Here is a 21,031-nt window from a genome sequence, read left to right on the forward strand (position 1 = left end):
GGCCGACCAGCTCGACACCGCGATCGAGCAGCACGGCAAGGGCGACCTGGGCGCACTGCTGGCCGGCGGCGACACCTGGACCGTCATCGGCTGACCTGCCGGACACCCACCCGAGGCCCGGGACCGCTAGGAGGCGGCCCGGGCCTCGTCGTACGTCTGCCGCGCCTTCTCCACGTCGTCCATGCGGTCGCGCGTCCACTGCGACAGGGCCCGCACCTGCTCGGCGGCCTCGCGGCCCAGAGAGGTGAGGGAGTAGTCGACGCGCGGCGGGATGACGGGCTTGGCGTTGCGGTGGACGAGTCCGTCCCGTTCCAGGGTCTGGAGGGTCTGCGTGAGCATCTTCTCGCTGACGCCCCGGCCGCCCCCGTATGCGCTGATCGTCCGGCGCAGCTCGCTGAACCGGTACGGGCGGTCCAGGAGCTCGATCAGGACGAGCACGCCCCAGCGGCTGGTCACGTGCTCCAGGACGAGCCGGTACGGGCACAGGGCTTCCTTGTCACTTACCGCCATGCCAGTACCTTACTTCAAAGTGGGTACTTTCCAAAAGTTAGCGCACCCCCTAAGGTTAGTTACAACGCACCCCACAAGGAGAGTTCTCACCATGAGCATCGTCGTCACCGGAGCCACCGGAAACCTCGGCCGTCACGTCGTGGAGCAGCTGCTGGAGAAGGTTCCGGCCGAGCAGATCACCGCGGTCGTGCGCAACGCCGACAAGGCCGCCGACTTCGCCGACCGCGGTGTGAAGATCGCCCTCGCCGACTACAACACCCCCGCCACCTTCGACGGCCTCTTCTCCGCAGGTGACAAGGTGCTGCTGGTCTCCGGCAACGAGTTCGACAAGGGCCGGGTGCAGCAGCACAAGGTCGTCATCGACGCCGCCAAGGCCGCCGGCGTCGCCCTGCTCGCCTACACCAGCGCCCCCGGCACCCTGACCGCCGCGCTCGCCGACGACCACCGCGGCACGGAGGAGATCCTGCTGGACTCCGGAGTGCCCTACGCGCTGCTGCGCAACGGCTGGTACCACGAGAACTACACCGAGAACCTGGCCCCGGTGCTGGAGCACAACGCGGTCGTCGCCGCGGCCGGCGAGGGCAAGCTGTCCTCCGCCTCCCGCGCCGACTACGCCGCCGCGGCGGTCGCCGTGCTGACCGGCGAGGGGCACGAGAACAAGACGTACGAGCTGGGCGGCGACACCCCGTGGAGCTTCGCCGAGTACGCGGCGGAGCTGAGCCGTCAGACCGGCAAGGAGATCTCCTACAGCGCCGTCTCCCCCGACGCCCTCGTCGGCATCCTCACGGGCGCGGGTCTGCCCGAGCCGTTCGCCCGCACCCTCGCCGGTGTGGACGTCTCCATCGAGAAGGGCGAGCTGGTCGTCTCCAGCGGTGACCTGTCCCGCCTGATCGGCCGTCCGACCACCCCGCTCTCCGAGGCCATCACCGCCGCGCTCAAGGGCTGACACCGCCCTCCTGTACGCCACCCCCGGCTGTCATGACCGTATGCCGATACGGGCATGACAGTCGGGGGTGCTCGGCGTTACCGTCGTGAACGCGGACGCAGGCCAGGCGCGAAGGAGGGGCACGTGAGCGGCAAGCCGAGGGGTGAGCGCCACATAGGACTGCTGAACGGCTTCGCGGCCTACGGGATGTGGGGGCTCGTCCCCCTGTTCTGGCCCCTGCTGAAGCCGGCCGGCGCGGCGGAGATCCTGGCCCACCGGATGGTGTGGTCGCTGGTCTTCGTGGGCGCCGCCCTGCTCGTGCTGCGTCGCTGGGCCTGGGCCGGTGAGCTGCTGCGGCAGCCCCGCAAACTGGCGCTGATCACGGTCGCCGCGGCGGTCATCACCGTCAACTGGGGTCTTTACATCTGGTCCGTGAACTCCGGGCACGTCGTCGAGGCCTCGCTCGGGTACTTCATCAACCCGCTGGTCACCATCGCCCTGGGCGTGCTGCTGCTCAAGGAGCGGCTGCGGCCGGCGCAGTGGGCGGCGGTCGGGACCGGCTGCGCGGCGGTCGTCGTGCTGACCATCGGCTACGGCCGGCTCCCGTGGATCTCGCTCTGTCTCGCGTTCTCCTTCGCAACGTACGGGCTGGTGAAGAAGAAGGTGGGCCTCGGCGGCATCGAGTCGCTGGCCGCCGAGACGGCGATCCAGTTCCTGCCCGCGCTCGGCTTCCTGGTCTGGCTCTCCGCGCGGGGCGGCTCCACCTTCGCGACCGAGGGCATGGGGCACGCGGCGCTGCTCGCCTCGGCCGGCATCGTCACCGCGCTGCCCCTGGTCTGCTTCGGCGCGGCCGCCATTCGCGTGCCGCTGTCCACCATCGGCCTGCTGCAGTACCTGACGCCGGTCTTCCAGTTCCTGCTCGGCATCCTCTACTTCCACGAGGAGATGCCGCCGGAGCGCTGGGCCGGGTTCGCTTTGGTCTGGCTGGCGCTGACGCTGCTCACCTGGGACGCGTTGCGCACCGCCCACCGGGCCGCCCGGAGACTCACCAGCGAGATCAGCGTGCCCGGCACCACCGGCGCGGCCGGCACGGCCGGCACGGCCGGCGCCGCGCGGAACGCCGAGAGCGTGGCGGCCTCCGGGCCGGACCCGGTGGACGCCAGGCCGTAGACCGCGCCGCTGGTGCGGCTCGTTCTGCTGCGCCGGCGTCCGGCCGCGCGAGCCGACCCGGGGCGCTGCCCTGCTCGGGTGAGGGGGCGTGAGCGGCACCGCCTGCGACACCCGCGGCGCAGGCCACGGACGCTACGGCTTCGTGGGAGCGTGGCGCGTCCGGTGCACCCGGGCCTTCTCGCGGTTCCCGCAGTGCTCCATGGCGCACCAGCGGCGGCGGCCCGGGCGGGAGGTGTCGACGAAGAGCAGGTGGCAATCGTGCGCGCCGCACTCCCGGACGCGGTCGGCGTAGGGCCCGGTGAACAGCTCGATCGCGTCGCGGGCGACGGTCGCGAGCAGCCGGCTGCCCGTGGCCCCCGGGGCCCAGGAGCGGGTGCCGTCGGGCTCGATGCGGGCGACGAGCGGGGGTGCGGCCGCGGCGGCGTTGACGACGTCCAGGTGGGCGGCCTGCAGGGGGCGGCCGTGGGCGCGGTCGGCGGCCAGCAGGAGAACGGCGTCCCGCAGGGTGCGGGCCCGCTGCAGTTCCTGCCCGGAGACGGTGAGGTCGAGCCCGTCCGGCAGCCGGCTGCGCCCGGCCCAGGCGATCAGGTCGGCGGGCTCGTGCAGCACTTCCCAGCGGGCGAAGGCCCCGGGGCCGCCCGTCGTCGTCAGCTCCAGGCACAGGGCGCCGGGGTCGAAGCGGTAGGGCTTGCCCCCGCCCGAGACCAGCACCAGGCCCGGCGTCCGATCCGGCGTTTCCCCTGCGCGTCCACTCACCTAACCAGTATAAGTGGTTACATGACGCAGACATCCGCATCACCCGCTCCCGTGCACTGGAAAGTCGTCATCGACGCGAACGACCCGCACGCGCAGGCCGACTTCTGGGCCGCCGCCCTGAGGTACGAGGTCGAGGACAACAGCGCCCTGATCGGGAAGCTGCTCGGCTTCGGCGCCCTGCCCGAGGAGGCCACGGTCGAGTTCCACGGCCGCCGCGCCTTCAAGGACCTCGTCGCCGTACGGCACCCCGAGGACCCGTTCGAGGAGGAGAGCGGGACCGGGCTGGGGCGGCGGCTGCTGTTCCAGCGGGTGCCGGAGGCGAAGACGGTCAAGAACCGGCTGCACCTCGATCTGCACCCGGGCGAGGGGCGGCGTGACGAGGAGGTCGCCCGGCTGCAGGGACTCGGGGCCGGTGTGCTGCGGCGGGTGAAGGAGCAGGGCGGCACATGGGTCGTGATGGCGGACCCGGAGGGGAACGAATTCTGCGTGCAATGACCTGAGGGGCGGAGGCTCGTACTCCGTAACGCCCTGGCCGGATCACGACCTTGACGGAGAGTCAGTACCAGCTTCACCATCCAGGCACCCCATTCACTGTGGGCGGCCCGTGGACACCCCACGGGCCTCCTGACGGAATCCGGAGCCCCCACATGAAGCTCTCCGTTTCCGCGCGCGCCGTCGCCGCGGGCGGCATGGCAACAGCCATGCTCCTGACCGGCGGTGCCGTGGCGGACGCCGCGTCATCCGCTCCTTCCAGATCCGCCGCCGCGCCGGACATCCCCGTGGCGAACGTCAAGACCCACCTGTCCCAGCTGCAGTCCATAGCCACCGCCAACGGCGGCAACCGGGCGCACGGCCGGGCCGGCTACAAGGCCTCACTCGACTACGTCAAGGCCAGGCTGGACGCGGCCGGGTACACCACCACGATCCAGCAGTTCACCGCCTCCGGCCGCACCGGCTACAACCTGATCGCCGACTGGCCGGGCGGCGACGCGAACCAGGTCGTGATGGCCGGCTCGCACCTCGACAGCGTCACCTCCGGGCCCGGCATCAACGACAACGGCTCGGGCTCCGCCGCCGTCCTGGAGACCGCCCTGGCCGTGTCCCGGGCGCAGTACAAGCCCACCAAGCACCTGCGGTTCGCCTGGTGGGGAGCGGAGGAGCTCGCCCTGGTCGGCTCCCGCTTCTACGTCAACCGGCTGGCCACCGGCGACCGTTCGAAGATCAGCGCGTATCTGAACTTCGACATGATCGGCTCCCCGAACCCCGGCTACTTCGTCTACGACGACGACCCGGCGATCGAGAAGACCTTCAAGGACTACTTCGGCGGCATCGGCGTCCCGACCGAGATCGAGACCGAGGGCGACGGCCGCTCCGACCACGCGCCCTTCAAGAGCGCGGGTGTGCCGGTGGGCGGTCTGTTCACCGGGGCGAGCCGGACGATGACGGCGGCGCAGGCGGCCAAGTGGGGTGGTACGGCCGGGCGGGCCTTCGACCGCTGCTACCACTCGTCCTGCGACACCACCGCCAACATCAACGACACCGCCCTGAACCGCAACAGCGACGCGCTGGCGTACGCGGTGTGGGGGTTGTCGGAGTAGCCCGCGCGTCAGCGCCTACTGGTTGCGGGCGGCGCGTTCGGTGAGGCGGCCCATGCGGGCGCGGGCCGACTCCAGCTGCTCGACCTCCTCGGCGGCCGGGCCGTCCTCGGCTGCGAGCTCCGTCCACAGGCCGATCAGGTCCCGCCCGAGCTCCAGCCCCAGCGCCGGGTCGCGCACCGCCCGCCAGGCGGTGGCCGCGCTCTCCACGTTGCCGTAGGCGGCCTCCGCGTCGCCGGCCCGGCGGTGGGCACCGGCCAGGTCGAGCGACAGGCGGAAGGCGCGGAGCGGGTCCCCGGCCAAGTAGGCGATGTACGCGGTGAGTTCGCTGAGCCGGAGCACCTCGGGGTGCTCCGCCCCCAGCGTTCGCGACGCCTGCGCGAGGGTCTGCTCGGCCAGGCCTGCGGCCTCTTCGATCCTGCCCTCCTTCACCGCCTCGTTGATCCGCGTGACCGGCTCCGCGAGGAGCGCGGGCGCGGCGGGATCGCCCGGGGCGGTGAGGGGTTCGTCCCCGAGCACGGCCTCAGCGACGGCGTCGAAGCCGCGGGGAGGCGTGGGCTTGGGGTCGGGGTCGGCGGCGATCAGGGCCTCTTCGTGAACCGGGGCGGGCCGGGGAGCCGGCCGGGCCTCGGGGACGGGGAGCGGCCGCGCGTCCATGGGCGGGGGCGGACCGAACGCACCGGTGGGCGGCGCGACGGTGCCGGGCGGCATCACAGCTTCCGGGGCCGGGGGCGCGTCTTCCGGCGCGGGCTCCACCGACTCCGGCACGGCTCGCAGCTCGAACGTCGGTACGACCTCCTCGGCCGGCTGCGGCTCGGACACGGCCCGCAGCCGGAAGGTCGGGGCGGAGCCATGGCCCGAGTCCGGCACGGGACGCAGCACCTGTGTGGCGCTGTCACCGGGCGGATGCGGGGGCTCGGACGGTGGCGCCATGGCACCGCCGCTCCGGGCGCGCTGCGACTCGGACGCGGCCGTCGCGTCGGCGCCTCGGACATGCTGCGGCTCAGGCGGAGTCGCGGCGTCCGCGCCCCAGGCGGGATGCGGCTCAGGCGGAGTTGCGGCGTCCGCGCCCCGGGCGGGCTGCGGCCCCGACGAAGTTGCAGCGCCCGCACCCCCGGCGGGCTGCCGCCCCGACGGAGTTCCGGCGCCCGCACCCCCGGCGGGCTGCGGCCCCGACGAAGTTCCGGCGCCCGCACCCCCGGCGGGCTGCCGCCCCGACGAAGTTCCGGCGCCCGCACCCCGGGATTGCCGCGGTCCCGGCGGAGTCGTCGTGTCGGTGCCGCGGGTGTGCTGCCGCTCCGGCGGGGTCGTGGCGATCGGCTCTGCCGTGAAGTGGCTGGAGCCGTCCGGGTCGACCTGAAGCGGGACGACGTAGCCGATGCGCTCGTCGCGGATCGTCGCGAGGACGGGATGGCCGGTGGCGAGGGCGATGTGGTGGAGGCGGTTCAGGACGGCCCGCTGGATCTCCTCGCCGGGGGCCGCGAAGACCGGGACGCCGCCGACGGAGGCGCCGTCTGACACCCCACCGGCTCCCCCGTTCACATCCGTACCGGCCCCGGGGACATGGACGTCGATCGGCGCCGCCGGGGTCGCCGCGTGCGCGGCCTGCTTCTGTTCCCGCTTCTTCTCGCGGCTGAGTCGCGCCATCGTCCCCTCACTCGGCGTCGGACACCTACTGTCGAGTGTGTCCGCTCGCCCCCGTTTCTCACGTCACCACGGTGTCACAGGCTCGTCCCAAGGGCCGTCCACCCCGCCGCGGCCGTCGGGGCGGGTATGAGAACCGGGCGCACGAGGGAGGAGAGGGGCATGCACACAGGCATGCGACAAGGGCCGGAGATCTGGCTGCGCGGTCCGGTGACCACTCCGGAGCCGGGCCCGCCGGAGCCCGCGCACGCCCATGCCGCGGCACGGTGTTTCTCCTGGGTCGGCACCCACGGCGGCGCGGGCGTCTCCACCCTCGCCGCGGTCTACGGCGGCCATGACAGCGGACGGTCCTGGCCCGGCCCCGGCGATCCCCCGTCGGTGCTGCTGGTGGCGCGCACCCACGCGGCGGGGCTCGACACGGTCGCCGGGGTGGTGGAGCTCTTCCGGCGCGGCCAGGCCCCGCCGGGGCTCGATCTGGACGCCGTCGTGCTCGTGGCGGACGCCCCGGGGCGGCTGCCGCGCCCGCTCGCCCAGCGGGTCAGGTCGCTGGAGTCGGTCATCGACGTGTACCGCGTGCCGTGGGTGGCGTCCTGGCGGCTCGGCGAGCCGGGCCGCCCGCCACGCGAGACGGCGGCCCTGGCCCGGCTGACGGGGGCGGCACGCTGACGGCCGTACCGCTGACGGCCGTGCCGCTGTCGGCCGGGGAGATCGCGGCGGGCGTTCGGGCCCGGGAGCTGCGTGCGATGGACGTGGTCGCGGCGGCCCTGGACCGGATCGAGCGGGCCGATCCGCACCTGTGCGCGTTCGTCGAGGTGTGGGGTGAGGAGGCACTGCGGCGGGCGGGTGAGCTGGACACGCGGCTCGACCGGCGGGGCGCCGGCCCGTCCCTGCCGCTGGCGGGTGTGCCGATCGCGGTGAAGGGGCGCGGCGGGCTGCAGGCGGCGGGTCCGCTGCTCGCGGCCGGTGGTGTGGCCGTGGGAGCCACCTCCGTGCCCGGGCCGGGGACGCCCTGGCAGACGTGGGGGCTCGGGGCCCGGGGCCGGACCGTCAATCCGTGGCGGGCCGACCGTACGCCGGGCGGCTCTTCGGCCGGGGCCGCGGCGGCCGTGGCGGCCGGACTGGTGCCGCTGGCGACGGGCGGCGACGGAGCCGGGTCGGTGCGGATCCCGGCGGCGTGGTGCGGGGTGGTCGGCCTGAAGACCACGAGGGGGCGGCTGCCGTCGCCCGACCGTACGGGGCTCGCCGTACCGGGGGTGCTCGCCCGCTCGGCGGCGGACGCCGGGCTGTGGTGGACGGTGATGGCCGAGGAGCCGGAGCCGGCCGAAGCGCCCCGCCCCGTCACCGCCGTCTGGTCGCCCGACCTCGGGTTCGCCGGACCCGATCCGGAGCCCGTGGCGCTGGCGCGGGCCGAGGTGGAACGGCTCGAGGCGGCCGGGGTCGTCCGGCTCGTACGGCCGCGGAGACCGGTGCGGCTGGCGGACCCCGGGCCGGCCTGGCTCGCCCTGCGCACTCCCGGTGCCGATCCGGCCGGGGCCGAGCACGTCCGGGCGCAGAACGACCTGCGGCTCGCCGGAATCCTCGGTGAGGCCGAGCTGTTGCTGACCCCGACGGCACCCACCGCCCCGCATGGCCACGAGGGGCCCGGGGATCGCTACTCCACCTCCCTCACCTGGGCGTTCAATCTCAGTGGGCACCCTGCGCTGAGTCTGCCCGCGGGGTTCGGCCGCGACGGCTGCCCGGCCGGACTCCAGCTGGTGGCGCCGCACGGGCGGGAGGCGCTGCTGCTGGCCGTGGCACGGAGGGCGGACCGGAGCTGACGGGCACCCCTGGCGCAAGTACTTGCGTACGCATATGATGCACACGCACGTAATTGACGTACGCCGAGTTTCCAGAGGGGCACCCCATGACCCGCCGTTTCCTTTTCGTCCTGGGCAGCGCTCGCGCCGAGGGCAACTCCGAGCTGCTGGCCCGCCGGGCCGCCGAGCAACTGCCGCCGGACGTCGAGCAGGAGTGGATCGACCTCTCCGCCGTTACGGTGCCGGACTTCGAGGACCTGCGGCACGACAGCGACCACGTCCGCCCGACCGAGGGCGACGTGGCCCGGCTGCTCGACGCCACGCTCGCGGCGACGGACATCGTGATCGTCTCGCCGCTGTACTGGTACTCGGTCTCCGCGCAGACCAAGCGCTACCTGGACTACTGGTCGGGCTGGCTGCGCACCCCCGGCCTCGACTTCAAGGCGACCCTGGCCGGCCGCACCCTGTGGGGCGTGACCGCCCTCGCGCACACACAGGAAGTGGTCGCCGACCCGCTCGTCGGGACGCTCCACAACTCGGCGGCGTACATGGGGATGCGCTTCGGCGGTGTGCTGCTGGGCAACGGCAGCAAGCCCGGTGACGTGCTGAACGACGACGCGGCCCTCACCCGGGCCAAGACCTTCTTCGCGCAGGAGGCGCCCCTGGCCAGGTTCCTGTACGAGGACTGAGCGCTGCGCGGTGGTGCCCTTCGCCGTGAAGCACGCCCCCGTCGGCGCCCCGCGGACCGCCGAGGAGCGGTCCTCTCGACGTCCCGCGGGGCCACGGGGCTCACTTGCCGGCGTCGGCCGCCTTCACGAGCGCGTCCTTGGTGACCAGGCCCGCGTAGACCTTGCCGTCGTCGGTGACGAGGGCGTTGACCAGGCGGGTGGAGAAGACCGTGCCCGAGCCGAACGTGCCGTGGACCTTGTCGCCGAGCGAGTCGATGAAGCCGCCGAACGCCCCGCCGGACTTGCCGGAGGGCACACCCTCGCCGCCGGTGTCGAACGTGGCTATGGCGGTCCAGCCCTCGCCGATGGTCTTCATGCCGTCATGACCGCCGACGCCACGGCCGGCGTCCTTCCCGGCCCCGGGGGCGTGGCCCGGCGCCTCACCCAGGTCGAAGGGCAGGCCCGGGGCCTTGCGCGGAGTCCCGCCCGCGGCCTTGCCGGCGTCCTTCTCCTCGGTGACCTTCGCGCCCTTGGGCGGCGTGAAGTCGAAGGTCGACGCGGCCGGCGCGGCGAAACTGACCTTCGTGAAGCCGGCGTCGACGACGGCCGCGCCGCCGCTCGCCGGGGTGAGCGTGAACTTCAGCGGCATGCCGGTCTTCGCGTCCACGGCGACGGTGATCGCGCCGACCGTCGAGCCGGACTGCTTCGGCTTCACGACGAGCTTGTAGGCGTCCCGGCCGGCGACCTGAGCGGTGCCGTCCACGGTCACGGACGTCGTGTCGTCGACCGCCTTCAGGGCCTCCTCGGCGAAGTCCTTCGGTGTGGCCGGCGGCTGCTGGTCCTTGCCGCGCTCCGGGCTCTCGGCGGCGGTGCCGTGGTACACCTCGCCGGCCTTGCTGTCGTAGCCCCAGACGTCCTTGCCGTTGTGGATGAGGCTGTACTCGGCGGCGTTCTCCACCAGCGACAGCTTCTGCTTGTCCGGGCCGTCGGCGGCGACACGCAGCGTGTGCGTGCCGGAGGCCAGTTCGGTGAGCCTGGCCGACGGATCGGCGGAGGAGCCGCCCTCGCCCTTGCCCGCCGCGCCGGACAGCAGGCCCGACTCCAGGCCGCCGAGGTCCGGCAGGCCGAGGTCCGTGCTGATCTTCACCGTGCCGGACAGCTGCTGGACGTCCGACTTCGCGATCTTCTCGATGAGCTGCTGGGCGGTGATCTTCGGGAGGTCGGGGTCACCGGAGCTGGCGAGCGCGGGGACCAGCCCGATCGTCGCGGCGGCCACCCCCACCACCGCGACCGGGACGATGTACCGCGCGGCCTTGCGCTGCCCGGAGCGCTGCTCGTCGACCTCTCCGGCGGTCGTGCTGTCGTCGGATGCGTACGGTGCCATGTGTGCCCTACCTCCGTGGTCGGCGGCGGCTGTCCGTGTCGTCCACGCACTCGTCCCTGAGCCGCCATTCTCACCCGAACAGGTGAGGAGTGGTGTTTTCCGTGGTCCCCATCTGACCAAATCGGCCGGGGAGTTGCGTCAGACCCCGGAATCAACTCCGCGTACTGCTGGGGTATGACACGGGAGGGCGGCTTGTCCCCCGACCCGTAGGGGTCGTCGGGACCTGGGAGGTCCGGGTGGCCGGGGAGGGCGGGCTAGCCGGCCCGGTGCACCACCGCGTCGCACAGCTCCTGGAGCGCCGTCTTCGCGGTGCACTCGGGCAGCGGCGCCAGCGCCGAACGGGCGTCCTGGGCGTAGCGGACGGTGTCCCGCCGGGCCTGCTCCAGGGCCGGGTGGGCGCGCAGCAGGCGCAGGGCCTCGCTGTGCCGGCCGTCGTCGGTGAGGTCGGAGTCGAGCAGCTCGCACAGGGCGATGTCCTCGGCGAGCCCGAGCCGGGCCGCGCGCTCACGCAGCCGGAGCACCGGCAGGGTGGGGATGCCCTCGCGCAGGTCGGTACCGGGAGTCTTGCCGGACTCGTGCGAGTCGGAGGCGATGTCGAGGACGTCGTCCGCGAGCTGGAAGGCGACGCCGAGCCGCTCGCCGTACTGGGTCAGCACGTCCACGACGGTCTCGTCGGCGCCGGACATCATCGCGCCGAACCGGCACGACACCGCGATGAGCGAACCGGTCTTGCCGCCCAGCACGTCCAGGTAGTGCTCGACGGGGTCCCGGCCGTCCTGCGGTCCGGCCGTCTCCAGGATCTGGCCGGTCACCAGGCGCTCGAACGCCTCGGCCTGCACCCGGACGGCCTCCGGGCCGAGGTCGGCCAGGATGTGCGAGGCGCGGGCGAAGAGGAAGTCGCCGGTGAGGACGGCGACGGAGTTGCCCCAGCGGGTGTTCGCACTCGGGACGCCGCGGCGCACGGCGGCCTCGTCCATGACGTCGTCGTGGTAGAGCGTGGCGAGGTGGGTCAGCTCCACGACGACCGCCGACGGGACGATCCCGGGCGCGTGGCGGTCACCGAACCGGGCGGAGAGCATCACGAGCAGCGGGCGGAACCGCTTGCCGCCGGCTCGCACCAGGTGCTGGGCGGCCTCCGTGATGAAGGGCACCTCACTCTTGGTGGCCTCGAGCAAGCCTTCCTCGACAGCCGTCAATCCGGCCTGGACGTCGGCTTCCAGAGCCTGGTCCCGCACGCTCAGCCCGAACGGCCCGACGTCGGTCACGAGGGGTCTCCTGTCTGCTGTGTCTGCCGGTGATTACGCGGATTGTCGATAGGTCGCTGCCCTCACTCGAGTCAGCGTATCCGGTCACGTTTCGATCACCGCCAGCGCCCGTGGTTACAGGCCGGGTGGTATCCGATCACGACCGCTATGTTTTCGATCAACCTATAAGAACAGATATTTATCGACTTACCCGAGGGTAGCGAGTTATGCACGATTTGCCGTGTTGAGTCGTGGAATTCCCCTTGGCGGAAATTGCCCCACGGGCTCGTGATCAGTGAGTTGAATCACTACTTCCCCTTTTCCGCCCCGTGCCCACACCAGCCCCTACCGCCTTCCCGTGAAAGCCAGTTGAGCCTTGGCTCTCGCAAAGGATCAAGTCGCCCAAACGCCCCCGACCAAGGTCAACCGCGCGATATGTGACTGAGGTGCTTGTTCCCGACATGTGCTCTCGCATACGTTCCGGCCCTGTCCGGCGGACGCCTAATCCTGCCGCCGCCCGGACTCCCCACAGGAACCGAACTCACTCACGCGTGGCAGGAGCGGGGGACCCAGGTAAGTCGCCGGTCCGCACAGCGGCACGGCTCGGGGTGAAGCCGCGTACGGCACACGGTGCCGTAGGCGGCCGGGCACCTCCCGGCCCGAACCCGACAGCTCACCTCGCAGGCGCCGGAGAGGAACATCGCCATGGCCGGACGAGGCAAGCACCGTCGCCCCAGAACCAACCCGCTGACCCGAGGCATCGTCGCCGTCGGCACCGGTGGAGCCGCACTGACCCTTCCGCTCCTCGGGGCCACGCACGCGAGCGCCGCCGAGCCCCAGAGCGCCCCCGCCGCGCAGTCCGTGAAGCAGGCGGCCCAGCCCGCCAAGTCCCTCACGTACACCGTGACCAAGGGCGACTCGCTCGCCCGCATCGCGGACCGGTACGACGTCCGGGGCGGCTGGAAGCAGCTCTACAAGGACAACCGCGCCGCCGTCGGCGACAACCCGAAGCTGATCCACCCGGGTCTGAAGCTCAAGGTGAAGACCACCAAGTCGCTCGCCCCGAAGAAGACGGCGACCAAGTCGTCCGCCCCCGCCAAGCCCGCCGGCGGTGTCGCCCAGGCCACGCAGGCATCCGCGAAGACCTACGCGAACAACCTCGACGGGTGGATCCGCGAGGCGCTGGACATCATGGCGCAGAAGGGGATCCCCGGGTCCTACGACGGCATCTACCGCAACATCATGCGCGAGTCGTCCGGCAACCCCCAGGCGATCAACAACTGGGACTCCAACGCCGCCGCGGGCACGCCGTCCAAGGGCCTGCTCCAGACCATCGACCCGACCTTCCAGGCCTACCACGTGGACGGCACGTCGTGGGACCCGTACGACCCGGTCGCCAACATCACGGCGGCCTGCAACTACGCGGCGGCCCGCTACGGCTCGATCGACAACGTCAACGGCCCGTACTGATCCGCCCCGTCCAGCAGTCGCTCGAGGACGACGGCGATGCCGTCGTCCTCGTTCGACAGGGTGACCTCGTCGGCCACGGCCTTCAGCTCGGGGTGGGCGTTGGCCATCGCGACACCGTGACCGGCCCAGTCGAACATCGGGATGTCGTTGGGCATGTCGCCGAAGGCGATGGTGTCCGCCGGCCGCAGCCCCAGATGCTCGGCGGCCAGCGCCAGCCCCGTCGCCTTGGTGATCCCGCACGGCTGGAGCTCGACCGTGCCGGGCCCCGACATCGTCACCGTCGCCAGCGAGCCGACCACCGAGCGGGCCGTCGCCGCCAACTCGTCGTCCGTCAGGTAGGGGTGGCGCAGCAGCACCTTGCTGATGGGCTCGCCCCACAGCTGCTCGCGCCGCTCGACCCGGACCGCGGGCAGCGTCGGGTGCGGCATCAGATACCCCGGCTCGATCAGCGTGAGCCCCTCCACCCCGTCCTGGTCCACGGCCGCGTAGACCTGCCCCACCTCGGCCTCGATCTTGCCCAGGGCGGTCTCCGCCAGCTCCCGGTCCAGGGTGATGGACCACAGCAGCCGGTCCGCGCCGGCGTCGTACACCTGCGCGCCCTGCCCGCACACCGCGAGCCCCGTGCAGCCGAGGTCGTCCAGGAGCGGCCGCACTCTCGGCGCCGGCCGGCCCGTCACCACGAGGTGCTGGGCACCGGCGTCCGCCACCCGCGCGAGCGCGGCGAGAACCCGGTCGGACAGGGTGTCGTCGCCGCGCAGCAGCGTCCCGTCCAGATCGGTGGCGATGAGCGAATATGCGAGGGGTGCGGCCATGATCAGAGAATACGGACAACGCGCCCCTTCGTTTCATCGGACGGTGGGCGCCGATTGCCCGGTTGAAGGCCTCTGCACCGGTTGGCAACAACATGCTCCGCTACCTACCCGTGGGGCCGCATAGAGCGGTACCTTCCAAGTGTCCAGGGGGGACTTGATCGGGGGGTCGGGTTGAGCAGTGGGCGCATTCGCGTGGCTGGGCCCGGGGAGCTCGGCGAAGGGGACAGGGAGCGCTGGCGTGCGCTGCGCGCCGCCTCGGAGGCGCCGCGCAACCCTTTCATGGAACCGGAGTTCACCGAAGCCGTCGGCTTGTTCAGGCCGGGGGCCCGGATCGCGGTGGTGTACGAAGGGCGGGAGCCGTCCGGCTTCCTGCCTTTTGAGCGGGGCCCGTTGGGGCAGGGCCGGGCGATCGGGCTCGGCGTCTCGGACGCGCAGGGCGCGATCCTGCGGCCGGGTCTGGACGTGGAGACGGGTGAACTGCTGAAGGCCTGCTCGGTGTCGAGCTTCGCCTTCGACAATCTGGAGGCCGAGCAGCGGCTGTTCGTCCGGTACGCGGCCGAGGAGCACGCCACCTACGTCATCGACGTGGAAAAGGGTTACGAGACGTACGAGTCGGTGCTGCGCGCGCAGTCGCCGAAGTTCCTGAAGACGACCCTGGCCAAGGAGCGCAGGCTGGGGCGGCAGGCCGGTGAGCTGCGGTTCGTGTTCGACGAGCGTGACCCGGCCGCGCTGCGCACGCTCATGGAGTGGAAGTCCGCGCAGTACCGCAGGACCGGCCGCCGGGACCGGTTCGCCCAGGAGTGGATCACCCGGCTCGTCGGGCAGCTGGCCCGGACCCGGGCGCCGGAGTGCAGCGGCACGCTGTCCGTGCTGTACGCCGGTGAGCGGCCCGTCGCCGCGCACTTCGGGCTGCGTTCGGCCTCGGTGCTGGCCTGCTGGTTCCCGGCCTACGACCCGGAGTTCGCGAAGTTCTCACCGGGTCTGGTGCTGCACCTGCGCATGGCCGAGGCGGCGGCCGCCGCCGGTGTCGCCCTGCTCGACCTGGGGCGGGGCGCGGCCGAGTACAAGGACGCGCTGAAGACGGGCGAACTGCCCGTGTACGAGGGCGCGGTGACCCGTCCGGGGGCGGGCGCGGCACTGCACTGGCTGAGCCGCGAACCGGCACGCCGCGCGCACAGCTTCGTCCGCGGCAGGCCACGGCTCGCGTCGCTGGCCGCGCGGACGCTCAAGGGCGCGGCCCGGCTGCGCCGTACCTGAACACACGAGGGGGGTGGGCGCATGGCCCGTTCGGCGCGTGCGCGGGAGGAGATTCGGCGGTTCCTGGCCATCGGGGCGGTGCAGGTCGCCGAGCTGGACCTCGACGGCGACGAGGCGGTGCTCAGACCCGGCCCGGGGAGTCCGCCCGTGACGCATGGAGAGGTGTTCGTGCTGGTCAGGAGAGGCGGCCGGCCCGTGGGGACGCTGCTCGGGCGGGTGCCGCAGGGGGCGGATCCGACAGCGGTGCTGGCGGAGCGGGCCCGGGCGGAATGCGGCCCCGCCGACCTCGGCGACCCCGGGGAGCCGCCGTTCACGAGCGTGGTCGTCGCGACGCGGGAGCGGGCCGGGCAGCTGGCACGGGCGCTGGACTCGCTGCTGGCGCAGGACCATCCGCGGTGCGAGATCGTCGTCGTCGACAACGCGCCCGTCACGAGCGAGACGCGGGAGCTGGTCGAGCGGAAGTACGCCGAGCGGGTGCGGTACGTCTGTGAGCCCGTTCCGGGGCTCGCAGCCGCCCACAACGCCGGGCTGGACGCCGTGCGCGGCGAGGTGGTCGCCTTCACCGACGACGACGTGGTCGCCGATCCGCGCTGGCTGACCGAGCTGGCCGCGCCCTTCGCCGCCGACCCGGGGCTCGGGTGCTGCACCGGGCTGATCCTGCCCGCGCGGCTGACGACTCCGGCCCAGGTGCTGCTGGAGAGCCACGGCGGCTTCGCGAAAGGCTTCACTCCAAGGACGTACGACCCGGCGCACCCGCCGGTCGACGAGCCGCTGTTCCCGTTCACGGCCGGGCGGTTCGGGTCGGGCGCGAACATGGCGTTCCGCACGGCGGTGCTGCGTTCCGTCGGCGGTTTCGACCCGGCCACCGGGGCGGGGACCGCGGCCCGGGGCGGCGACGACCTCTACGGCTTCGTGCGCGTCCTGGCCCAGGGCCACCGGCTGCGCTACACGCCGTACGCCCTGGTGTGGCACCACCACCGCGAGACCTGGCGGGACCTGGAGACCCAGGCCTACGGCTACGGCGCCGGGCTCACCGCCTATCTCACCGCGGTGCTCGTGAACCGGCCCGCGCTGCTCCCGGCGTTCCTCGCGCGGCTGCCCCGCGGCCTCGCCCACGCCCGCACGCTGACGGCGGTACGCGCGACGGACGGGGCGGACGGCACCGGCACGCCGGGCGACCACGACGCCCGCACACACCCGTGGCCGCGGCGGCTGTCACGGCTGCAGCGCAGGGGGATGCTGTACGGGCCGGTCGGCTATCTGAAAGCACGGCGTGCGCTGCGCGCGACCGCACGCGGGAAGACGGCCCGGGGGGCGATATGAGGGCGGACGGCAGAGGCAGGGCGGAGCGGAGTGCGCGGGAGAGCGAGGGACCGGTGGGTCCGCCGCCGGCCGAAGGCGCTCCCGCCGTCCCCGTCTTCCTGTACCACTCCGTGATGGACGATCCGCCGGACTGGATCGCCGAGTTCACCGTCACCCCCAGGCAGTTCGCCGCGCATCTCGACGCCGTGGTCCGCAGCGGGCGTACGCCCGTCACGATCAGCGCGATCGCCGATCACCTGGCCGGGCGGGCACCGCTGCCGCCCCGGCCGGTGCTGCTCACCTTCGACGACGGATTCGCGGACCTGCCCGGACCCACCGCCGAGGCCCTGGCCGCACGCGCGCTGCCCGCCACCGCCTATCTGACCACCGGCGCCATCGCCCCGGGCGGCCGCAGTCTGCTGCCGCCCGCGCCGATGATGAGCCTGGCCGGCGCGGCGGAGCTGGAACGTTCCGGCATGGAGATCGGCAGCCACACCGTGACGCACGCGCAGCTCGACACCCTGTCCGCCAAGGCCCTGGCGTACGAGCTGCGCACCTCCAAGGCCGTGCTGGAGGACGCCCTCGGGCACGAAATCCGGCACCTCGCCTACCCGCACGGCTACAACAGCCCCCGGGTACGGGCCATGTCGGCCAGGGCGGGCTACGAGACCGCGACGGCCGTGCGGCACGCGCTCAGCTCCGACCGCGACGAGCGGTACCGCATCGCCCGGCTCATCGTCCGGCGCACCCACACCGTCGCCGACGTCGAGGGCTGGCTGGCCGGGGCGGGCGCGCGGGTCGCGCCGTACCGGGACGGGCCGAAGACGATCGCGTGGCGCTGGTACCGGCGGGCCCGTGCGGTGCTGCACGGGCCCGAGTTCGCGGGCTGACCCCCGCGGGGACTACCGCAGCGGCTGGTTGAGGTAGGGGTCGGAGACGGCCTTGCGCAGGCTGTGCCAGGCGGTGTCGTTCGCCACCGCCAGGTCGCAGTGCGGGCCGGGGTCGCGGTAGTTCCACTGGAGGGCGGCCTTGACGCCGTCCAGGCCCTTGAGCACCCCGGGCACCTGCGCGTACCACTCGGCCTGCCGTCGCGGGCGGTTCGCGTCCGCCGCGGTGCCGAACTCGGAGAGCATCAGCGGCTTGTCGTCGGAGAGGTGCGTGCGGATCCAGTCGTGGGTGGCCTTCTGCGTCTGCGCGAAGGTCAGCCAGTCCGCGTCGTGGCAGAGGTAGTAGTTGTACTGGTTGTAGCCGATCCAGTCGACGTAGTCGTCGCCCGGGTACATCTTCTCGATCGTGCCGGCGTGGTCGAGGTACCCGGTGGTGATCCACGTCCACACCACGTTGTCGACGCCCAGGGCGCGGAACCGGTCGTGGATGTGCCGGTAGGCCTTCACGTAGTCGGCGGGCGTGCCGCTCGCCGGGGTGCGGGTGTCCATCTCCAGGTCGAAGGAGAGGAACACCTTCTTGCCGTAGTCCTTGATGCGCCGGGCCTGGACGTCGATCACCCGGTCGTCCAGCTCACCGGCCGCGATCTGCTTCCAGGTCGGCTGCTGCCCCTTGGCGCCGCCCCACCACTTGCTCTCCCAGGAGAGCAGCAGCAGGTGGTCCTCGCCGACGCGCCGCTCCTCCGGCGTGAGCAGCTGTCCCTCCCGCCGGGTGCCCGAGGGCAGGGACATGTCGTGGTACGTGTACACGATGTCCAGCTCCCGGCCCACGCGCCTCTCGTAGGCGCGTACCTTCTCCGGCAGGTCGTCGCGCTCGTGCGGCACGAAGGCCCCGAACCAGGCGCCGCACGGCGGTACCAGAAGAGCCGTCGGGCGGCAGTCCGCCGGGGACCCGGCCGCTCCCTGCTCCTGCGGTCCGGAGGCGTTCCGCAGAGCGAGTACGGCGACCAGCACCGCGCTGACGACGGTGGCGGACGTGATCAGCAGTCTGCGACGGCTCGAGGCCAGCGGGCCTTCGACCGTGTGCTCCTCGTGTGGCTTCTCCCCGTGCGTTCTGCGGTGCTGGCCTCCGGTGGCGTGCGGCGTGCGGCGAAAGGGACGGTGGGGGCGGTTGAACCTCACTGAGCGGAACCCTTCGGTGTCCTCGGTGTCGTCCCCGGCTGCGGGGAGGCGCGCAGCGGCGGACAGCACGCGGTGAGTGTGGTCAGCACTGTCAGCGTCAGCAGCACCCGCTGCGCGCTGAAGGTGTGCGTGGCGATCAGCACGGTCGCGACGAGCATCACGGCGCCGATGCTCAGGAACAGCGTCAGCATCAGCCGCTCCAGCAGGTCGGAGTGGCGGGCGAAGTCCGGGTCCCGGCGCTCCACGGGCCCTTCGGCAGGACGCGCCCCCAGGGCGGGGGCGCAGACTCTGACCACGGCCGCGCCGGGCCCCGCGGCCAGGAACAGCACGACCGCGGCGCCCCGCAGCGGCGATCCGCCGGGCAGGGCCAGGGCGGCCAGCGCCAGCCAGCCGCCGAAGGGGGGCAGCATCCGGACCACGAGTTCCTGCGGTGTCATCGCTCCGCTCCCCCTGACTGCTTCAGTACGTAGAGCCATCCGGCGCCGTTCTCCGCCACGAGCCGGAATCTCGGCGACGCGGCGACGGATCTCTGGATGCGCTCCAGCTGCGCCCGGTCGAGCTGCCCGTTCATCTCGGAGTTGGCCAGCTGCCCCTGGGTGAGCAGGAAGTAGGCCCGGCCCGGCCGCTCCACCCCGGCCATGTCGCGCGCGAGGGTGGCGGCGGGCTGCCTGACGATCCGGTCGACGTGACTGCGGCCGTCGTCGAGGAACCAGTAGTGGTCGACGCTCCAGTAGTCGGCGTACGCGTCCGGGTAGTTGCGGTTGGCCGCCACGACCAGCGAGCCCTCGGGGGCCTGCTCGAAGAGCTGCCGCACGAGCGCCACTTCCTGGGGCGGGAAGTAGTTGATCCGGTCCTTGCCGGAGTAGGCGGGCACGAACGCCAGGGTGGTGCCGAGCAGCGCGGCCAGCGGCACCCAGGTGCCGGCCCCCCGCCGGCGGGCCCAGGAGGGGCCGCTCGTCCGCCGGTTGCCGGCTTCCCGTACGGCGGCGTCGGCGGCCAGGGTGCGGACCTCGGGCAGCAGTGCCGCGGCGGCGAAGAAGGCGGCTCCGGGCAGCATGAACAGCAGCACCCGGAAGATCATCTCGCTGCCGTAGCTGCTCGCCGCGAACATCGGCAGCGGGGCCGCCGCGACCAGCAGCAGGGGGAGGGCGCGGTGGCGCAGCACCCGCTGGCGCAGTACTCCGACGGCCGCGAGCAGCAGGACCGAACCGGACAGCAGCCGGGCGGCCCAGGACGTCGCGATCGCTCCGGCGCCGGTCGGGGTGGCGCCGTAGCCCGTCTCGACGTTGGCGCCGACGTCGCCGATGGAGCGGATCATGTCCGGCATCGCCGCGGACAGGAAGGGCAGGGCGGCCGTGAGGCACCAGGCCAGGAAGATGACGACGGTCGTGACGACCGGGACCCAGTCGCGGTAGCGGCGGCTCAGGCACAGGGCGAGCAGGCAGACGGCCAGCATGCCCGGGGTGAGCTGGTGGGAGATGACGATCGCCACGATCATGACGGTGATCACCACCGTCCACACCGCCTGCCGCGGCTGCCCGCTCCGCACGGCGGACCGGCCGAAGCGCCGCAGGACGACCGCGAGCACGCCCACGTGCAGCGCGTACGCCACGGACTGGGGGGAGAAGTAGTCCTGCCCGACCCAGTTGGCCACGTAGAAGAGCCAGACCGCGGTCCAGATCAGCCGCCGGTCCTCGGTGAAGGTGCGGTAGATCAGCAGCAGCGGGAGCAGCAGCATCAGGCTGGAGACCAGGGGCCACCAGGCCATGAACATCGCCGCCGAGTCCACGCCCAGCAGCCGTTGCAGGGCGGCCTGGGCGGCGAAGAAGCCCGGCCACTGGTCGTACACCGCCATGTCGCCGACCTGATCGGCGGTCTGCAGTCCGCCGGCGGTCAGCAGATGGTCGATGACCGCCTCGTGCTTCCACGCCCAGGCGTACAGCGGGGTCGGGTAGAGCACGGCCTGCGTGGCCCGCTCCATCACCAGCAGGCCCAGTACGTACGCCGCCGACCAGGCTGCCGGGCGGTGTGCGTCGCGGACCGTGAACCAGAAGCCGGCGGTGAGCACCGCGAGCCCTGCCCAGAACGTCGGGTGCAGCGCGCTGACCAAGCCGTAGTCGTCGAGCCGCGAGACGTCGGTGTGCCGCACGGCGTACGCCCAGAGCGCGAGCGCGACGAGCAGCGGGACACCGGGCAGGGCGAGCGCGCGGCGGCCAGGCCAGGCCGGGGGCAGGTCGGACAGATCCGTCCCGAACCCATGGGCGGGGCTCGACGACTCCGAGGAGCTGGGGCTGGAGGACTGGCTGGCCGTCTCGGGGCCGCCGGCGGGGGTGCTCGCGCCGTCCCGTGCGGGTGTGGGTTCCGGCGTGGATCTCTCCCTCGGTGTGACTGGCGGACGCACGGTGGTTCCCCCCTGGCGGTTGCTCTCTTCG

Annotated in this window: 21 protein-coding genes and 1 riboswitch; of the genes, 12 read left to right on the top strand and 9 right to left on the bottom strand. The window is 72.7% G+C overall.

Annotation, left to right across the window (positions count from 1 at the left end; genetic code table 11):
• Nucleotides 1-126 precede the first annotated feature (126 nt).
• Nucleotides 127-510, bottom strand: coding sequence for a helix-turn-helix domain-containing protein (locus AB0F04_RS30470; RefSeq protein ID WP_362047207.1), 384 nt, complete (start codon nucleotides 508-510; stop codon nucleotides 127-129).
• Between the two features lie 91 nt (nucleotides 511-601).
• Between AB0F04_RS30470 and AB0F04_RS30475 the strand changes: the two genes are divergently transcribed.
• The gene (locus AB0F04_RS30475) at nucleotides 602-1,456 is read left to right on the top strand and encodes an SDR family oxidoreductase (protein WP_362047210.1); all 855 of its coding nucleotides are present in this window, start codon (nucleotides 602-604) and stop codon (nucleotides 1,454-1,456) included.
• A 123-nt stretch (nucleotides 1,457-1,579) separates the two neighbouring features.
• Nucleotides 1,580-2,605, top strand: coding sequence for an EamA family transporter RarD (rarD, locus tag AB0F04_RS30480; RefSeq protein ID WP_362047213.1), 1,026 nt, complete (start codon nucleotides 1,580-1,582; stop codon nucleotides 2,603-2,605).
• Nucleotides 2,606-2,737: 132 nt separating this feature from the next.
• Here the strand turns inward: rarD and AB0F04_RS30485 are convergent, their stop codons facing one another.
• Nucleotides 2,738-3,361, bottom strand: a complete 624-nt coding sequence (locus AB0F04_RS30485; RefSeq protein ID WP_362047216.1) for a CGNR zinc finger domain-containing protein — start codon at nucleotides 3,359-3,361, stop codon at nucleotides 2,738-2,740.
• Nucleotides 3,362-3,382: 21 nt separating this feature from the next.
• Between AB0F04_RS30485 and AB0F04_RS30490 the strand changes: the two genes are divergently transcribed.
• Nucleotides 3,383-3,856 carry a VOC family protein gene (locus AB0F04_RS30490; protein WP_362047219.1) on the top strand — a complete coding sequence of 158 codons (474 nt, stop codon included), beginning with the start codon at nucleotides 3,383-3,385 and terminating at the stop codon, nucleotides 3,854-3,856.
• Nucleotides 3,857-4,008: 152 nt separating this feature from the next.
• The gene (locus AB0F04_RS30495; protein ID WP_362047222.1) at nucleotides 4,009-4,959 is read left to right on the top strand and encodes a M28 family metallopeptidase; all 951 of its coding nucleotides are present in this window, start codon (nucleotides 4,009-4,011) and stop codon (nucleotides 4,957-4,959) included.
• A 15-nt stretch (nucleotides 4,960-4,974) separates the two neighbouring features.
• Here AB0F04_RS30495 and AB0F04_RS30500 read toward each other — a convergent pair whose 3' ends face one another.
• Entirely contained in the window at nucleotides 4,975-6,351 is a 1,377-nt protein-coding gene (locus tag AB0F04_RS30500) for a tetratricopeptide repeat protein (RefSeq protein ID WP_362047672.1), read from the bottom strand.
• On the opposite strand from AB0F04_RS30500, the gene AB0F04_RS30505 reads away from it, so the two are divergent.
• The 4 genes from AB0F04_RS30505 (at nucleotide 6,289) to AB0F04_RS30520 (ending at nucleotide 9,085) form a co-directional block, all read left to right on the top strand.
• Complete coding sequence (locus tag AB0F04_RS30505) at nucleotides 6,289-6,474, top strand: hypothetical protein (RefSeq protein ID WP_362047696.1); 186 nt, start codon at nucleotides 6,289-6,291, stop codon at nucleotides 6,472-6,474. The genes AB0F04_RS30500 and AB0F04_RS30505 overlap by 63 nt on opposite strands.
• A 288-nt stretch (nucleotides 6,475-6,762) precedes the next feature.
• Nucleotides 6,763-7,266, top strand: a complete 504-nt coding sequence (locus AB0F04_RS30510; protein WP_362047225.1) for a DUF6668 family protein — start codon at nucleotides 6,763-6,765, stop codon at nucleotides 7,264-7,266.
• 77 nt (nucleotides 7,267-7,343) lie between these two features.
• Nucleotides 7,344-8,417 (top strand): amidase, encoded by a 1,074-nt coding sequence (locus AB0F04_RS30515; RefSeq protein ID WP_362047675.1) that lies wholly within the window; start codon nucleotides 7,344-7,346, stop codon nucleotides 8,415-8,417.
• 86 nt (nucleotides 8,418-8,503) lie between these two features.
• Nucleotides 8,504-9,085: an NAD(P)H-dependent oxidoreductase gene (locus tag AB0F04_RS30520; protein WP_362047228.1), complete on the top strand. Its 582-nt coding sequence runs from the start codon at nucleotides 8,504-8,506 to the stop codon at nucleotides 9,083-9,085.
• Nucleotides 9,086-9,185: 100 nt separating this feature from the next.
• On the opposite strand, the gene AB0F04_RS30525 is transcribed toward AB0F04_RS30520, so the two are convergent.
• Together AB0F04_RS30525 and AB0F04_RS30530 are read right to left on the bottom strand one after the other, a co-directional pair.
• Entirely contained in the window at nucleotides 9,186-10,448 is a 1,263-nt protein-coding gene (locus tag AB0F04_RS30525) for a DUF2092 domain-containing protein (RefSeq protein ID WP_362047231.1), read from the bottom strand.
• A gap of 254 nt (nucleotides 10,449-10,702) precedes the next feature.
• Nucleotides 10,703-11,713, bottom strand: coding sequence for a polyprenyl synthetase family protein (locus AB0F04_RS30530; RefSeq protein WP_362047234.1), 1,011 nt, complete (start codon nucleotides 11,711-11,713; stop codon nucleotides 10,703-10,705).
• 511 nt (nucleotides 11,714-12,224) lie between these two features.
• Nucleotides 12,225-12,394, top strand: a riboswitch (cyclic di-AMP (ydaO/yuaA leader).
• Nucleotides 12,395-12,397: 3 nt separating this feature from the next.
• On the opposite strand from AB0F04_RS30530, the gene AB0F04_RS30535 reads away from it, so the two are divergent.
• On the top strand, nucleotides 12,398-13,162 hold the full coding sequence (locus tag AB0F04_RS30535; protein ID WP_362047236.1) for a transglycosylase SLT domain-containing protein: 765 nt from the start codon (nucleotides 12,398-12,400) through the stop codon (nucleotides 13,160-13,162).
• Here AB0F04_RS30535 and AB0F04_RS30540 read toward each other — a convergent pair.
• On the bottom strand, nucleotides 13,126-13,974 hold the full coding sequence (locus AB0F04_RS30540) for a Cof-type HAD-IIB family hydrolase (protein WP_362047239.1): 849 nt from the start codon (nucleotides 13,972-13,974) through the stop codon (nucleotides 13,126-13,128). The two genes, AB0F04_RS30535 and AB0F04_RS30540, sit on opposite strands and share 37 nt — an antisense overlap.
• Before the next feature lie 192 nt (nucleotides 13,975-14,166).
• Between AB0F04_RS30540 and AB0F04_RS30545 the strand changes: the two genes are divergently transcribed.
• From AB0F04_RS30545 to AB0F04_RS30555, 3 genes are all read left to right on the top strand, one after another.
• Nucleotides 14,167-15,231 (top strand): GNAT family N-acetyltransferase, encoded by a 1,065-nt coding sequence (locus AB0F04_RS30545; protein WP_362047242.1) that lies wholly within the window; start codon nucleotides 14,167-14,169, stop codon nucleotides 15,229-15,231.
• A gap of 21 nt (nucleotides 15,232-15,252) precedes the next feature.
• Complete coding sequence (locus tag AB0F04_RS30550; protein WP_362047245.1) at nucleotides 15,253-16,554, top strand: glycosyltransferase; 1,302 nt, start codon at nucleotides 15,253-15,255, stop codon at nucleotides 16,552-16,554.
• Between the two features lie 113 nt (nucleotides 16,555-16,667).
• The gene (locus AB0F04_RS30555; RefSeq protein WP_362047248.1) at nucleotides 16,668-17,423 is read left to right on the top strand and encodes a polysaccharide deacetylase family protein; all 756 of its coding nucleotides are present in this window, start codon (nucleotides 16,668-16,670) and stop codon (nucleotides 17,421-17,423) included.
• A gap of 12 nt (nucleotides 17,424-17,435) precedes the next feature.
• Here the strand turns inward: AB0F04_RS30555 and AB0F04_RS30560 are convergent, their stop codons facing one another.
• The 3 genes from AB0F04_RS30560 to AB0F04_RS30570 are packed head-to-tail and all read right to left on the bottom strand — an operon-like array spanning nucleotide 17,436 to nucleotide 21,000.
• A complete protein-coding gene (locus AB0F04_RS30560; RefSeq protein WP_362047251.1) occupies nucleotides 17,436-18,668 on the bottom strand; it encodes a glycosyl hydrolase in 1,233 nt (410 codons plus the stop codon).
• Nucleotides 18,596-19,036 (bottom strand): hypothetical protein, encoded by a 441-nt coding sequence (locus AB0F04_RS30565; RefSeq protein WP_362047254.1) that lies wholly within the window; start codon nucleotides 19,034-19,036, stop codon nucleotides 18,596-18,598. Before AB0F04_RS30565 ends, AB0F04_RS30560 begins: the two co-directional genes overlap by 73 nt.
• Entirely contained in the window at nucleotides 19,033-21,000 is a 1,968-nt protein-coding gene (locus tag AB0F04_RS30570; RefSeq protein WP_362047257.1) for a glycosyltransferase, read from the bottom strand. Before AB0F04_RS30570 ends, AB0F04_RS30565 begins: the two co-directional genes overlap by 4 nt.
• Nucleotides 21,001-21,031 lie beyond the last annotated feature (31 nt).

It is taken from the genome of Streptomyces sp. NPDC029041, assembly GCF_040637515.1.
Classification (GTDB): domain Bacteria; phylum Actinomycetota; class Actinomycetes; order Streptomycetales; family Streptomycetaceae; genus Streptomyces.